The organism is Hydrogenobaculum sp. Y04AAS1 (assembly GCF_000020785.1).
In the GTDB taxonomy this organism is placed as follows: domain Bacteria; phylum Aquificota; class Aquificia; order Aquificales; family Aquificaceae; genus Hydrogenobaculum.
Genome location: NC_011126.1, coordinates 584,781 through 599,073 on the forward strand (window position 1 = coordinate 584,781; position 14,293 = coordinate 599,073).

Consider the following 14,293-nt stretch of genomic DNA (forward strand, 5'->3'; position numbering starts at 1 on the left):
GTACATAATGAGTACGGTAAATAGCTCAAACTTGGTAGGTGGATTAAACACTGGACAGAGCGTCTCATCACCATCTTGGCTTCCAAAAGTAAACGTTGTGCCGCCAGGTACTCAGCAAAGTCTCATGAATCTTAGTGCAAGTGCTTACATGGAAATTTACACCACTGAACTAAAGTATCAAGACCCAGCATCTTCAAGCGGCAACGATGTAACATCTATGATAAACGCCACAGTGCAACTTCAGCAAATAGGTTATTACAGTATAGCCCAGCAACAAACCCAGGCCTTAGAGGCACTTTTGTCGCAGATGACTACACTAAATTCAATAAACATGATAGGAAAAGAGTTTGTGTTTAGCACAAGCGGCATAGATACTACAAAAAATGTCAGTTATTATCTTGACGCTCCCACAAGCATGTCTAATGTAAGTGTTGAAATAATGAATGGCAATACACCTGTAAAAACAATTACAATGAGCTTGACAGCCGGTTTAAACCCTTTAAGTCTATCTGGGTTGCAACCTGGCCAATATGGTGTTCAAATACTATCAAACGGCATTCCAAATCAAAATGTAAGACTTGGCTTAGCCGATATAGTTCAATCTGTTAATCTAAGTGGTACAAATTTGGAGCTCACTCTTCAGTCCGGTTTGTCGGAACTAGCGTCAAACATAATATACGCTGGGGCCATACCAAACTCCAATACATCCACTACATCCAGCACAATTTAAGGAGGTGAAACATGTTACCAAGTTTTTACAACGCGATTTCTGGTCTTGATGCTTTTAACAACTACCTAAGCATCATATCTAACAATATGTCGAATGCCGACACAATAGGCTATAAAGCGGTAAATCCAATATTTGAAAACGTTGTAGCCAATGTAAACGTAGGTATCAACACACTCACTGATACGTTGAAATCTACAATATACGGCGCTGGTGTTATAGTTGATTCTACACAACTAAATTGGCAACTCGGCAACTTTGAGCAAACTGGCAACAATACCGATTTAGCCATACAAGGTAATGGACTATTTATTTTACAAGATCCAGCCAATGCTGGAAATGTTTTTTATACAAGGAACGGACAGTTTACCATAAGCCAACAAGGTTATATGGTAAATCCCGATGGTTTAAAGCTTTTAGGATATAAAGTTGATCAATCCGGGTCTGTAGTAGGCACCTCTTTGCAACCGATATATATAATACCTCAGCAACCACCAAAAGCCACGGACTTAATAACTTATCAACAACCCACAAATCTAAACTCCACAGCCCCAAGCATAACACAAGCTTTTAATCCTCTAAATACTGCTACTTTTAACTATCAAAACACATTAACGACCTTTGATACTTTGGGAAACGCTATAGAAGGTGACACATACTTCCAGAAAACAGGACCAAATACATGGAACTATATATACGCAGAAAATGAAAAAGCAGCATATTACAGCAATACTTCTGGTAACGTTTTATATAGAAATGTAGCTGGTACTTGGCAAAGCACAACTATAAGCGGTGGGTCTTTGACATGGTATAACATCACAACCCCACCAAATACAGCAAGCTCAAGTATTATATCTACTACAGTGTCCCCATACTATATGATATCTGGCACAAACTCATCTGGCTCTATGGTAACAGATTGGGTAGTGGATGTTACCACATCTTCTACTACTATAAGCTACGTGGTGAATCCAACAAAACCAGCTGGTGGCACACAAGAATGGGACACTATAGGCTCTGGAGCCGCCAACGGTTTCGTACCTTACAATCTATCTAGTGGCATAGGAGTACCTATATATACTGGAAGCAGCACAATATATGCAGCCACAGCGTTGTTAAACTTTGATCCAAACACCGGCAACATTACAACAAGTTCAACAATAGGCGTATATACTTATCCTACTTCTTCAAGCTACGAATATTTTATAGGCGCTCAAAATCCACTTGTACTAGGAGATGGAAACATAGTAGGAAACTTAAACTCGGCTAGCTCTCAATCAACAGGAGGATTAGCTTTCGGACAACTAATAGGAGCCAAACCTACAACAAGCACAAGCGCTGGTATAATAGACAACTCATATATAACTCAGGATGCATCTGATTTTACCATTACCGCTTCTCAAGACGGTTATAGCCTTGGAAACCTTGTCAATGTCTACGTGCTATCAAGCGATGGTACAGTTGTTGGAGTTTATTCCAACGGCCAATCTACACCTCTTTATAGAGTTGCCCTTGCTCAGTTTCAAGACCCTAACGAGCTAATAGAGAAAGGTTCCAATCTATATACGTCCATATATACACCAACGATACTGTTACCAGGAAGTGCTGACATTATACAATCAGGTATGTTAGAGCAATCAAATGTAGATATAGCGCAAGCTTATATACAACTTGTGACTGCGGAAAGATCTTACCAAGCAAACGCAAAAGTTGTAACATCTTCCGACAACGTACTACAGGCTACTCTAAACATGGTTACAGGTTAAAATAGTATAGTATGGCAGAGGAACAGGTAAAAAAAGAAGAGATTGGTAAAACGGGTGGCAAAAAGAAACTTATATTTATATTGATACCGGTTATCCTTCTTTTAATAGGAGGAGGTGCCGGCGCCTATTTTTTCCTAATACATAAAAAAAGGGAATCAACAAAACAGATGGTTGTAGCATCACAAAAGCTTGGTGTGATGTATAACCTAGGTTCTTTTCTAGTAAACTTAGCCGATAAAAATGCAAATACTTATGCAAAAGTATCTATTACATTAGAACTATCAAACGAAAAGGTTCAACAAGAAGTTGTAAAACGATTACCAATCATAAAAGATGCCATTATAAATTTGCTTAGCTCAAAAACTTACGATGAAATAAGGACTCCCGAAGGAAAAGAAGAACTAAGACTAGAACTTATTAAAAGAATAAATGCAATATTGGTTACAGGTGGAGTACAAAACATTTACTTTACACAATTTATAGTACAATCTATGTAGATTTGTGGAAATAGTTTTATTTCTAAAAACGTTGAGCGCTCTCGGCATGGTCCTATCGCTTATAGCATTTTTATATACAGCTTTTGATTGGAAAAAGATAATTCAAACAACCTACAACCCTAGCGATATAGTTAGCATATACAAAATAATACCCATTGACAAACATTCTAAGTTTATAATACTAAAAGCTAAAAACAAACTAATCTTAGTATTTGTATCAAAAGATTATGCTAAACTTATATATGAGATGGATTATGAGGCTAAAGACGTTAGTTAACATAGGCCTATTGCTTTTAATATTTATACATTTAGCAATGGCTCAAAACGAAAATCCTATCAATGTCATACCAGGCATACAGGTAAAGTTTAACAACGGTAACTTCACCGAAGCTATAAGGCTTATCCTGATATTAACAGTACTGAGCTTAGCGCCATCCATAATAATAATGACGACATCTTTTATCAGAATAGTCACCGTTTTATCAGTGTTAAGACAAGCTATTGGTCTCCCAAATGTCCCTCCAAACCAGGTGATAACGTCTTTAGCGCTTTTCCTTACGTTCTATGTCATGTATCCTGTAATAAATCAAATAAATCAGAACGCTTTACAGCCATATCTTCAGCACAAAATTACAGATAAACAATTTATACAAAATACGATAGAACCTATCAAAGATTTTATGGTAAGAAACACAAAAGTAAGCACCGAAAGAACGTTTTTATTAGCTTCAAACATACCAAACAAAGATAATATAAAAAACATAAACGACCTACCTTTAAGCGTAGTAATTCCAGCTTTTATGGTTAGTGAGCTATCAATAGCCTTTCAAATTATATTTTTGCTTTACTTACCGTTTCTAATAATAGATATGGTGGTATCCGCCATACTGCTTGCAATGGGCATCATCATGATACCGCCAACCGTCATATCCTTACCATTTAAGATTATGCTTTTTGTACTTGTAAACGGTTGGGAATTAGTTATCTTATCGTTGGTGAGGAGTTACCATTGAGTCAAGATCAAGTGCTTACCATCACCGAAAATATGCTGAAGATGACAGTGCTCTTGTCCGCTCCTATACTTTTAACTACATTCATAGTAGGACTTTTAATCAGTATACTTCAATCTGCCACTCAAATCCAAGAAATGACGCTTAGCTATATTCCCAAAATACTTGCGGCGTTTTTCGTAATATTCTTGCTTGGTAGTTGGATGATGAAACATATGGTAGATTATACAAAAGAAATCATCATCAATATACCAAACTATATAAGATAATATGACGTTAAGTATATCTATACCATATCTCATAACGTTCTTACTTATAACGCTTAGAATATCTTCTATAGTATTTTTAGCACCGATTTTTGGGGATTTGCCAAACAGCTTTAAGATATTTTTTGTGATAGCTTTTAGTGTATCGCTTTATTATTACAACCCTGTAAAACCAGTCTATACAGATAGTTTTATAATATTAACACTGATGGCTTTGAAAGAATTTAGCTTGGGTTTTATTATAAGCTTGATACTAAGATTCTTAGTAGATATTTTCTTTGTTTTTGGAGAATTCGTGTCTAGTTCTCTTGGATTGTCAAACGCCACTATCTTAAATCCGCTTATGGGAAATTCTACAATTTTGGGCACATACTTTAGTTATTTTTTCATGGGGCTTTTCGCAGCATCATCTGGTTTTGAATATATTTACTTTATTCTATCGGAAAGCCTTAAGAGTATACCGCTTGGAGTCTTTGATCTATACAACATGAGACCTGAGTTTATATTAAATATCTTTTATAAAAGCTTTTATACTGCTTTTCAATTAGCTCTTCCTATGATAGCTATAGGTCTTGTGATGAATATAATTCTAGCAGCTATCAATAGGCTTATACCTCAGATAAACGTTTTCATGGTAGGCATGCCACTTCAAACACTTATAGGTATGATATTTTTGTTGCTTATTTTCCCTCTATTAGGGATACTTATGCACCAAATATTTGAACATTATTTTAAATTTATGCTAGAGTTTACAAGGGGTTATCATGGCCTCGGAAAATAAAACAGAAAAAGCTACACCATATCGAAGAGGCAAGCTGAAATCGGAAGGTAACGTAGCAAAAAGCCAAGAAGTTGTATCTGCCCTTTTGATGCTAGTTTCAACAGGGGCATTGTTTTTTATAGGTTATAAAATCTTTATACTATTTTCGGATTTAATATTGGATGGGAGTTTACGAATAGATGACCCTTCGTTTACACCTTCTGATGCTACAAAGTTTTTAGGTTTATCTTTCAAAAAGCTGCTATCAGACATTACACCTCTTTTTATATTAGCTGTTTTGATAGTTGTATTTGGATATATTTTGCAGTTTGGTTTTATATTTACATTTAAACCTTTAGAGCCTAATTTTTCTAAACTGAATCCTGTAGATGGCCTCAAAAACCTCTTTAGCCTCAACGCACTTTTTGAACTAGTTAAAAACTCTTTAAAAGTTATGCTTCTTTTAATAGCGTCGTTTTTTATATTATATTTTAGTTTTCATACCCTTGTATTTTCTTCCTACATGTCACCATCTAAGGGCCTTAGTGAAATAGCAAGGTTAATTTTTAAGCTTTTAATATCTATAGGTATAATAGGTCTGATGCTTGCGGGGTTGGATTTCGCTTACAAAAAATTTGACTATGAAAAGCGTATAAAAATGTCAAAGCAGGAGGTAAAAGATGAGTTTAAACAGTTTGAAGGAAATATTGAGGTAAAAGCAAAGATAAGAAGGAGAATGATGGAGCTATCAAGATCTAGAATGATGCAAGAAGTCCCAAAAGCAAGCGTAGTAATCACAAACCCAACACACTTTGCAGTGGCTTTAAGATATATACCAAAACAAGATAGAGCACCTATTGTAGTAGCAAAAGGTCAAGATTATATGGCTAAAAAAATCATAGAAATAGCAGAACTAAACGATGTTCCAGTAGTAAGAAAGCCAGAGTTAGCAAGGGCACTTTACAAAGCGGTAGATATAGAAGAAGAAATACCACCGGAGTTCTACAAAGCTGTAGCCGAAATAATAGCTTATATAGTAAAAAGAAAACAGCGTGGTCTCTTATGATAAATGAGGTTTTTTATTCTATACAAGGAGAAGGATTTTTGATAGGTACTCCCGCTTTGTTTGTGAGATTTCAAGGGTGCAATTTAAGATGCGTTTGGTGTGATGAAAAAAATGCTTTAGATTTTGACAAAACCACAAAATCCTACACCAAAGCGATAGAAGAAATAGAAGATATACTAGCTGCCCATAATCCATCTTTAATAGTACTAACGGGCGGTGAACCTCTTTTAAACGAAGATTTTATAAATATTTTTTCTTATTTTAAAAGCCTAGATAAAACAATACAAATAGAAACAAACGCCACAATCTTAAAAGACGATATAGAAACACTCTTTAAAACCTATGCAAGAACTTACATTACGTTATCGCCAAAATACATATCAAACTATATCATACATCCGAAGTTTTTGGCTTTTGATAAAAACATAGAGTTAAAGATAGTGGTAGATGAGCATTTGAATGAAGGCATTTTAGAAAGAGAGTACATGAAGCCCTTTATAGAAAAAGGGTTGTTGATACTACAGCCTCTGTGGGAAAATGGAAACGTGAAGTTTCTTGATAAAGCAATAAAGCTAGCAGAAAAATTCAACACTAGAATAATACCACAAATGCACAAACTTTTAGGTTTAAAATAATGGAAATAAAGATATACACGGACGGAAGTTGTTTGGGAAACCCAGGAGCAGGTGGTTACTGTGCCATATTAAAAGCCATAAAAAATGGCAAAGTAGTAAAAGAAAAGATAATAAAGGGTACTGAGGCAAACACCACCAACAACCGAATGGAACTAAAAGCTGTAATAGAGGCTTTAAAAGCTTTAAGTAAAAAAGACCAAAAAATAACCATATATACAGATAGCCAATACGTGGCAAACGGCATAAAGCTATGGCTAAATAATTGGATTAAAAAGGATTTTAAAGGCATAAAAAACGAAGATTTATGGAAAGAGCTTTACGAGCTTTTAAAAAATCAAAATATAGAAGTAGTGTGGTTAAGAGGGCATCAAAAGAACAAAGGAGATGATCATGACACAAACAATTTATGTGATAAAATAGCAAAAGAAGAGGCTATGAAGGTAATAAAAGAGACCTCATGAAAGCTTCAGCGTATTCTACAGGCTCCCCTGGTTTTTGTATATATATATCAAAATGTTCTTTGTAAAGATAGGGAAAATCTTTTACGTTTTCAAAATAATGTAAAGCTTGATCTTCTTGTTTTAGAGCATAGTTTATAAGCGATAAAAGTAAATATTTCTCTTTTGAGTCATTGGCTAAAAGTAACCATTTGGAAGCCTCTATGTATTGAGATTTATGTATGTACTTTATAGCTCTTGCAAGGTTTTTGTCTATATCAAGGTTTTCACATACTTTGACTTTATTCTTATCCAATATTAAAATCCTAAAGCCAATGCGCATTAGGTATTAGTCTTCGTCTTGTTCTTTAAGTGGTGATTCTCCTCTTTCTTGTTCTGTGATATCAACTACATAAGCTATAATGTAAGACATAGTAGCTACTACCACAAGGGCGGTGATAGCTAAAAAATCCATATACTTCCACATTCCACCCATATTAAGTTTCTCCTTTTTTGTTGCCACCTTTCCATATCGGTAGCACAAAAGATACTACCATGATAGCCAGCACTCCAAAAGCTAAAAAAGCAAACCATTCTCTATCTGCTGGCGTAACTGCTTTTGCCATCACTTCATTCATTACCCTTATTGCTTCTTCCATTTTTCCTATCTCCTCTCATAACATAAAGATAAAGCACAAGACCAAAAGATATTATCATCATTATCATAACAATGGTCATGAAAATAACGTCCCATATCCTAAAGACAAACGGCACATACATGTGGTGTCCCATTATTCTCTACTCTTTTGCCCTTTTTTGCTAGAAAAAATACTATACATAAATATACTAAACATAAGAAGCAAGACGAAACCAACAACACCTATAACTATAATTCTAAAAATCATAAAAGCCCTCTTAACGTATTATATCACTTAATTATGTAAAAATTATAAAAACTTAAAATCCAAGACTCTTAAATTTTGGCAGCATATTCTGTTGGGCTAAGATACTTTTGTATTGGTTGAAAAGCTCTTTCGCTTTTTCATTGTTTCCAAGCTTTTGATAACAAGATATATCTTCATAAAGGGCTTTTGCCATCGTATCGTATATACCAAACTTTTCTAAATAAGGTACGGCTTCATCAAGATATGCCACTGCATTTTTGCATTGATTCATTTTATACAAGTCGTTGCCTACGTTGTATAGGTCCAAATCAAGTCCATATCTGGCACCACCCTTTCTGGTTTTATACCCTCTTATCATAAGGGCTTGCAAGTGATACTGATAAGCTTTTTGGTAATTGCCTTTTTGATAATATATATCGCCAAGATGCCTTAGTGGTATAGCGGCTCCTTCCGTATCACCGTTTTTAAGAGCTATCTGAGAAGATTCTACGTAATACTTTTCAGCATCTGGCAAATCACCTTTCTTTTCATAGGCTTGCCCTAAAAGGTTGTATAAAAGCCCAAGCGTATTTGGCTTATCCTGACCAAGAGCTATGGCTTGTTGTAAATATTCTATAGCCTTGTCGTAATCTCCAGTTTCAAGGTAGAAATTGCCAGAATAATAATATGTCGTATATAAAAGGTTGTTGTCGTTTAGAAGTTTTGCTATTTTAAAAGCTCTAGACAAATCTCTTAAAGCGAGTTGTTTTTGACCAGACTTGGCCTTGTTTAACACGCTATTAAGAATCTTCTGAGTATATATTTTGATATCACTTATAAAACTAGATACATCAATACCATTTTCTTGAGCTATCCTTATATATTTAAATACCTTGTCTATGTCGTAGTATCTAGATGATAAAAAGTCGTTGTAAGCTATATAATAAGCTGCTTCTCCAATAAGATACTTTTTACCTACTACGTTTGCAAACTCAAAAGCTTTTTTTAACACTTCATTTGCTTTTTGATATCTTTCTGACTTCATTAAGTTTATGCCTTTACTTATAATCTCTTCAATCTGCTTGGTGGGTTTTGCATAAACCTCAAATCCGTAATCTGTCTCATGTATCATGTATTCGTCTTTTGAAGAGTTGCAATATAGCCATGGACCGTTCTTTATAAAATCACCACCTTTTGCCTTACAGTATAAAGAAGCCAAATGTTCGTACTCTTTGCGTTTTTGAGGGTTTGTAAGATGAAAGTTAAAATACATAGGCTTTTGTATCATATCAAGATAAAAAGGAACAACGCTCTCAGAGTATTCTACAAAGTTTGAATAATCTTGAAAATCTTTCTTTTGATAAACTCTTTCGCAACTAGACAGGGCCACTACGCCAACCACCATTCCTAAATATATAATTTTTTTGTCCATTTTTTCCTCTCCTTAAAATTTAAAATAAGTCTTTTACATTTCCTTCATCATCTACCTTGGATATATGTAGAGCTTGCTTTTCTTCTCCATGGTTTCTAAAATCCGTCATACAAGCGTCTACACACTTTCCGCACATATAGCAAGCTTTTAATCCGCTTGTGGTATCAAGCTCATCCTTCAATTTTCTTGGGTCTAAAGCTATGGGACAAGCTCTTACGCACTCCAAACATTCTGTACATGTATTTTTATCATAGGTAATGCGCCATCTCATCTTTTGATTGAAAACTTCCAAATAAAGACCTATAGGACAAAAATATCTACACCACTTTTGCCTTAACCATCCTATAGCAAGATAATTAAGAGCAATAAGGCCATATGTAAGAAACGATACCCACCAAAACGCAGGATGGTATGGCTTAAACAAAACAGACAAATCCACTATCCAATTTAACAATATTAGGGTTAGTGTAGCGTTTAAAACGAAAACTATGATATTAAACTGCAATTTTTTGCCATGTCTATAAAGCCTATCGTATAAAACTTTTACACCTCTTATAAGCCACCCTTCGGTACATATAAAACTACAAAAAAATCTTCCATAAAAATAGTTTATTACAAATGTAACAGTATAAAGAGCAATCCACAACGAAAAAGCCCATATGGCTGGTTTTGTCCAATTTGTGGTATAATGCCCCCAAAGATAATAGTTTCCGTTGGCAAAGTCCATCTTTATAAGATGAAAAACCGGAAATATAACAAGAGTAATTGCAGATATAACGTTGAAGGCAAACCTTACTTTGGTATATTTAGTAGTGTAGGGATACTCCCCTAAAAGTTCTAAAAGCGCCATAGCAACCTCCTATCCTAAAAAGTTAATCATATCTTACTAACATATAAAAATAGTATAGCATAAGACATAAAAGCTTTGTATAATTTTAGAAAAATTATATATCTCTATTCTTCTTGTCCTCTTCTAAAAGTTCCACCGGTTTGCGGCCCATAAATCCTTCTTCAATACCGTGCCAGTGGCTTATCTCCTCTTCTCCTTCTAACCAACAGAGCCATATATCCTGATTTCCCTTTTTAGATAGAAAGTCAAGAAGCAACGGGTTTAAACCCTTAACAACGGCACCGCTAGAAGATATTTCATATATGAGTTCATTCACCTCTTGCTTTTTCTCTTCTAAAATGCTTTCCATATATAGCTTTTCTAGCTCATCTTCTATGGTGGATATACGCTCTATAATATCTACTATCTCATCCCTTTTTTCTATAAAATCATATATAAGGGGTTTTATAGATTCTAAAACTTTATTGGCCTCTACTAAATCAAAATATTTCATAGCATTATATAAAGTAATTCTATACATATGCTTTTACTATGAAAAATATTAGCCTAATAGCATCATCGCTTTGTCAAATATAAACTTAGGCTTTATGTCAAGACAAGGGTAGTCCCCATACTTACAAATTCCTTTTCCATGTAAATCACAAGGCTTACAGGGCATATCTTTTGATATTGTAATACCCTCGTCTGGTTTTGGAGCAAAGCCAAAACACGGATGTGTACCACCAAATATCGTAATTACCCTAACACCGACGGCCCTTGCCATGTGAGTTATAGAAGAATCGTTTGCGATTACAAGTTTTGAGCTTTTTATACAAGCTAACGTATCTATAAGAGAAAGTTTTCCTATATAACTAACGCCTTTGGCATCGGTATTATCGTTTTTATCTCCTAAAAGCCTAACTTCAAAACCACTATTTAAAAACAACTCTGACAATTCTTTGAAATACTTATATTTTTTCTTATCGTATCTTGCCCCTACTCCTAGACTTATCACAGGCTTTGAAGACACAAACCTTTCAAGCCTCTCATCTATTACTTCCAAATAAGGTTTTGGGTTTTTTATATCGATAATAGGTTTTACAGCGTTAGCATATTCATCTGTTATATAAAATATATTGTTTTTAAAAGCCTTAAACCAAACGCAAAATCTTCTTGGAATAGATTTTTTATCGTAAGAAAACCATTTTGCCTTTAAGATATTTTTCAATATAAAAGTCTTGATGTTCTTATGAAGGTCTATTACTATATCCGGTGTTAGGCTTTTAGCCACATCAAACATATTTGATTTATCAACAGATAAAACATTTACAAAAGAAGAATCTTCAAATATAGAAGCAAACTCTTTATAAGTCATAAGATATACATCAAAACCAGCATCGTAAAGAGGTTTAAGAATAGAGCTTGTAAGTATTACATCTCCAAGGGAAGAAAATCTAAGGACAAGAACCTTAGCCACCGCTGACCGGAGGGATGGCAAATACGGTATCAGAGTTTTTAAACTCTTCCACGTATTCGTTTTCTTTGGCAAACCTAGAAGATTTTATAATGTTGCATAAGTGTGGATATTTGTTACATAAATATGCCTTAAGCTCTTCTTCGGTACCATCAAATTCAAACTCTTCAAAAGCACCAATCTTTTCCTTTAATATTGAAAAATAAAATATCTTCATGTGTATCTGGACAGCCTTTTCAACACTTCTTCCTTAGGTAAAATAGAAGCTATTACATCTATAGCTATACCCTCCAAAGAGCCTGTTAGAGCTATTCTAAGAGCATGCCATACATCCTTTGGTTTTAAGCTAGTTGATTTCTGGATATTTTTTACAACTCCTTTAAGATTTTCTGGCGTAATCTCCTCTAAAGATTCTATCTCTTGTTTTAAAAGCTCAAAAACTTTTCTATCTATTTTTGAAAGCTCTTCTTTTGCAACTTCATCTAGTTCTTTTTCTTTAAAAAACGGTCTTAGCTTTTCCACAGCTTCTAAATATGTGTTGTATTCTTTTCTAGTGGCTTTTACTATCTTTTTAAGATACTCTATATCAACTGTTCCATAAGCTTTTTCTAAGAAAGACAACAAATCCTCCAACAGTCTATCCTCTGGCAAAATCTCTCTTATATAAACACCATTTAACCAATATAACTTATCATGGCTAAATACAGCCGGAGACAAATTTATATCTTTTATATCAAAATATTTTACAGCTTCTTCCTTTGATATAACTTCTTTACCTACTTTTTCACTAGACCATCCTAAAAGACATAGATAGTTAAAAAGAGCCTCAGGGCAGTATCCATTTTCTTTGTAAAATCTAACCGAAACCCCGCCGTGCCTTTTTGAAAGTTTTGTCCTATCCTCACCAAGTATCACTGGTAAATGAGCAAATTCTGGAGGTTTAAATCCAAGAGCCTCATATATTAGTATCTGCTTTGGGGTATTTGATATATGGTCTTCTCCTCTTATAACGTGCGTTATCTTCATAAGGGCGTCATCTATAACCGCTACAAAGTTATAAACTGAACTACCATCGCTTCTTACTATTACAAAATCCCCAAAATCATCAACATTTATACTTATATTGCCCCTTATCATATCTTCAAAACTAACTATTTGTCCATCTGGCACTTTAAACCTTATAACGTAAGACTCGCCGCTTTTTAGTCTATCCTCAACATCTTCTTTCGAGAGATGCCTACAGGTACCAGGATACCTATATGCTTTTCCCTGAGCGTAAGCTTCTTCTCTTTGCTTTTCTATGTCTTCTTCTTTGCAAAAGCAATAATACGCATGGCCTGAATCTATAAGCTTTTTGGCGTATTCTTTATATATATCAAATCTTTCTGATTGCCTATAAAATTCATCCCATTCTATGCCTAGCCATTTCAAATCCTCTATTATAGAATCCTCAAACTCTTTAGTAGACCTTTCCCTATCTGTATCTTCAATTCTCAACACAAATGTTCCATTGTGGTGTCTTGCAAAAAGATAGCTAAATATACCAGTTCTTGCGTTGCCAAGATGCATGTATCCTGTAGGGCTTGGAGCAAACCTTGTTCTAACCATATCATTATTATAAAGCAAAAACAACCGCTTAACGTTATAATTATCAATATGAGCATATTTACAAAAATATCAACCTTGGGTGCTTTATGGGTGGCGTTAGAACTCGTAATGGGTGTTTTCCGTAAAAGCGTATGCACAAGCTCAGGATGTACAATAGCAGCTTCTTACAACAGATATCCAGAATTTGTAATGCTAACAATAGGACTTTTACTCTTTATAGTTTTGGGGATTTTAAAGGAAAAAAAGAAAGAAAAATTATTAGATATCATATTGATAGGGGCTTTAGGGTCAGAAGGCTATTTACAAAGCTTTGAAATATTTGTAGCTCATGCATTTTGCATATTTTGCACAGTAACGTTTTTGATAATACTCACTCTTTTTATAATAAGAGTGAAAGAAAATAAAGATATACTTTTGAAAGGACTTAGCGCTTTTTTATTTGTATTTGCAACGGTTTTTTTAGTCAACAACCCTACTTTAGAGATAAAACACCAATACACGCTCTTATATCTTCCAGGGTGTCCTCACTGTGAGCGTACAGAGGGGTTTCTTAATAGCATACACCTAAAATACGATAAGATAAACGCTTCTCATCACAAAGGACTTATCATGTCTATGGGTATAGATGAAGTACCGGTGCTTTTTGTAAGAGAACCTTACGGTTATAAAGTGCTTGTTGGTTCAGATAGCATAGAGTCGTTTTTTAAAAATCCTACAAAAAGCCTACAAAACCAAACAGCCAACTCACATACTTCAGAGAATAACAGCTTTAACATAGGAAGTGGATGTCAGCTGAATAGTGTATTTGGAGGTAATTGTAGTAAATAAGTTTAGTAAGATATTATCAAAAAACTTGACAGAAATTCACTAAATATTATATTAATAATATAATGAGTTAGGAG

20 protein-coding genes are annotated in these 14,293 nt (G+C 34.5%); 11 read left to right on the top strand and 9 right to left on the bottom strand.

Annotation, left to right across the window (positions count from 1 at the left end):
• Positions 1-7: 7 nt before the first annotated feature.
• Genes HY04AAS1_RS03270 through rnhA form a run of 10 tightly spaced genes read left to right on the top strand, consistent with a single transcriptional unit; the run spans position 8 to position 7,188 of the window.
• Positions 8-730, top strand: coding sequence for a flagellar hook assembly protein (locus tag HY04AAS1_RS03270; RefSeq protein WP_012513694.1), 723 nt, complete (start codon positions 8-10; stop codon positions 728-730).
• 11 nt (positions 731-741) lie between these two features.
• The gene (locus HY04AAS1_RS03275; protein ID WP_012513695.1) at positions 742-2,493 is read left to right on the top strand and encodes a flagellar hook-basal body complex protein; all 1,752 of its coding nucleotides are present in this window, start codon (positions 742-744) and stop codon (positions 2,491-2,493) included.
• Positions 2,494-2,504: 11 nt separating this feature from the next.
• Entirely contained in the window at positions 2,505-2,990 is a 486-nt protein-coding gene (locus tag HY04AAS1_RS03280) for a flagellar basal body-associated protein FliL (protein ID WP_012513696.1), read from the top strand.
• Between the two features lie 4 nt (positions 2,991-2,994).
• Positions 2,995-3,267, top strand: coding sequence for a hypothetical protein (locus tag HY04AAS1_RS03285; RefSeq protein WP_012513697.1), 273 nt, complete (start codon positions 2,995-2,997; stop codon positions 3,265-3,267).
• Positions 3,245-4,003 (top strand): flagellar type III secretion system pore protein FliP, encoded by a 759-nt coding sequence (fliP, locus tag HY04AAS1_RS03290; protein ID WP_012513698.1) that lies wholly within the window; start codon positions 3,245-3,247, stop codon positions 4,001-4,003. The genes HY04AAS1_RS03285 and fliP overlap by 23 nt, the downstream gene beginning before the upstream one ends.
• The gene (gene fliQ, locus HY04AAS1_RS03295) at positions 4,000-4,269 is read left to right on the top strand and encodes a flagellar biosynthesis protein FliQ (protein WP_012513699.1); all 270 of its coding nucleotides are present in this window, start codon (positions 4,000-4,002) and stop codon (positions 4,267-4,269) included. The genes fliP and fliQ overlap by 4 nt, the downstream gene beginning before the upstream one ends.
• A 1-nt stretch (position 4,270) precedes the next feature.
• A complete protein-coding gene (locus HY04AAS1_RS03300) occupies positions 4,271-5,047 on the top strand; it encodes a flagellar biosynthetic protein FliR (RefSeq protein ID WP_012513700.1) in 777 nt (258 codons plus the stop codon).
• Positions 5,031-6,092 carry a flagellar biosynthesis protein FlhB gene (gene flhB / locus HY04AAS1_RS03305; RefSeq protein WP_012513701.1) on the top strand — a complete coding sequence of 354 codons (1,062 nt, stop codon included), beginning with the start codon at positions 5,031-5,033 and terminating at the stop codon, positions 6,090-6,092. The genes HY04AAS1_RS03300 and flhB overlap by 17 nt, the downstream gene beginning before the upstream one ends.
• Entirely contained in the window at positions 6,089-6,727 is a 639-nt protein-coding gene (locus HY04AAS1_RS03310; RefSeq protein WP_012513702.1) for a 7-carboxy-7-deazaguanine synthase QueE, read from the top strand. Before flhB ends, HY04AAS1_RS03310 begins: the two co-directional genes overlap by 4 nt.
• Positions 6,724-7,188, top strand: a complete 465-nt coding sequence (gene rnhA / locus HY04AAS1_RS03315; RefSeq protein WP_343122199.1) for a ribonuclease HI — start codon at positions 6,724-6,726, stop codon at positions 7,186-7,188. The genes HY04AAS1_RS03310 and rnhA overlap by 4 nt, the downstream gene beginning before the upstream one ends.
• Here the strand turns inward: rnhA and HY04AAS1_RS03320 are convergent.
• The 9 genes from HY04AAS1_RS03320 to gltX all read right to left on the bottom strand — a co-directional run bounded on the left by HY04AAS1_RS03320 (position 7,160) and on the right by gltX (position 13,391).
• On the bottom strand, positions 7,160-7,480 hold the full coding sequence (locus HY04AAS1_RS03320; RefSeq protein WP_337954088.1) for a hypothetical protein: 321 nt from the start codon (positions 7,478-7,480) through the stop codon (positions 7,160-7,162). The two genes, rnhA and HY04AAS1_RS03320, sit on opposite strands and share 29 nt — an antisense overlap.
• Positions 7,481-7,513: 33 nt before the next feature.
• Positions 7,514-7,660, bottom strand: coding sequence for a hypothetical protein (locus HY04AAS1_RS08485; RefSeq protein WP_012513705.1), 147 nt, complete (start codon positions 7,658-7,660; stop codon positions 7,514-7,516).
• Position 7,661: 1 nt separating this feature from the next.
• The gene (locus HY04AAS1_RS08490; protein WP_015419269.1) at positions 7,662-7,823 is read right to left on the bottom strand and encodes a hypothetical protein; all 162 of its coding nucleotides are present in this window, start codon (positions 7,821-7,823) and stop codon (positions 7,662-7,664) included.
• Positions 7,824-8,121: 298 nt separating this feature from the next.
• Positions 8,122-9,480 carry a tetratricopeptide repeat protein gene (locus HY04AAS1_RS03325; protein WP_012513708.1) on the bottom strand — a complete coding sequence of 453 codons (1,359 nt, stop codon included), beginning with the start codon at positions 9,478-9,480 and terminating at the stop codon, positions 8,122-8,124.
• Positions 9,481-9,499: 19 nt separating this feature from the next.
• On the bottom strand, positions 9,500-10,330 hold the full coding sequence (locus tag HY04AAS1_RS03330; RefSeq protein WP_012513709.1) for a 4Fe-4S dicluster domain-containing protein: 831 nt from the start codon (positions 10,328-10,330) through the stop codon (positions 9,500-9,502).
• A gap of 94 nt (positions 10,331-10,424) precedes the next feature.
• Positions 10,425-10,823, bottom strand: coding sequence for a DUF2203 domain-containing protein (locus HY04AAS1_RS03335; RefSeq protein ID WP_012513710.1), 399 nt, complete (start codon positions 10,821-10,823; stop codon positions 10,425-10,427).
• A gap of 48 nt (positions 10,824-10,871) precedes the next feature.
• Entirely contained in the window at positions 10,872-11,786 is a 915-nt protein-coding gene (locus HY04AAS1_RS03340) for a glycosyltransferase family 9 protein (protein WP_012513711.1), read from the bottom strand.
• Positions 11,779-12,000, bottom strand: coding sequence for a MoaD/ThiS family protein (locus HY04AAS1_RS03345; RefSeq protein WP_012513712.1), 222 nt, complete (start codon positions 11,998-12,000; stop codon positions 11,779-11,781). The genes HY04AAS1_RS03340 and HY04AAS1_RS03345 overlap by 8 nt, the downstream gene beginning before the upstream one ends.
• Positions 11,997-13,391 carry a glutamate--tRNA ligase gene (gene gltX, locus HY04AAS1_RS03350; RefSeq protein ID WP_012513713.1) on the bottom strand — a complete coding sequence of 465 codons (1,395 nt, stop codon included), beginning with the start codon at positions 13,389-13,391 and terminating at the stop codon, positions 11,997-11,999. The genes HY04AAS1_RS03345 and gltX overlap by 4 nt, the downstream gene beginning before the upstream one ends.
• A gap of 48 nt (positions 13,392-13,439) precedes the next feature.
• Between gltX and HY04AAS1_RS03355 the strand changes: the two genes are divergently transcribed.
• Positions 13,440-14,219 carry a glutaredoxin domain-containing protein gene (locus HY04AAS1_RS03355; protein ID WP_012513714.1) on the top strand — a complete coding sequence of 260 codons (780 nt, stop codon included), beginning with the start codon at positions 13,440-13,442 and terminating at the stop codon, positions 14,217-14,219.
• The last annotated feature ends 74 nt before the right edge of the window (positions 14,220-14,293 follow it).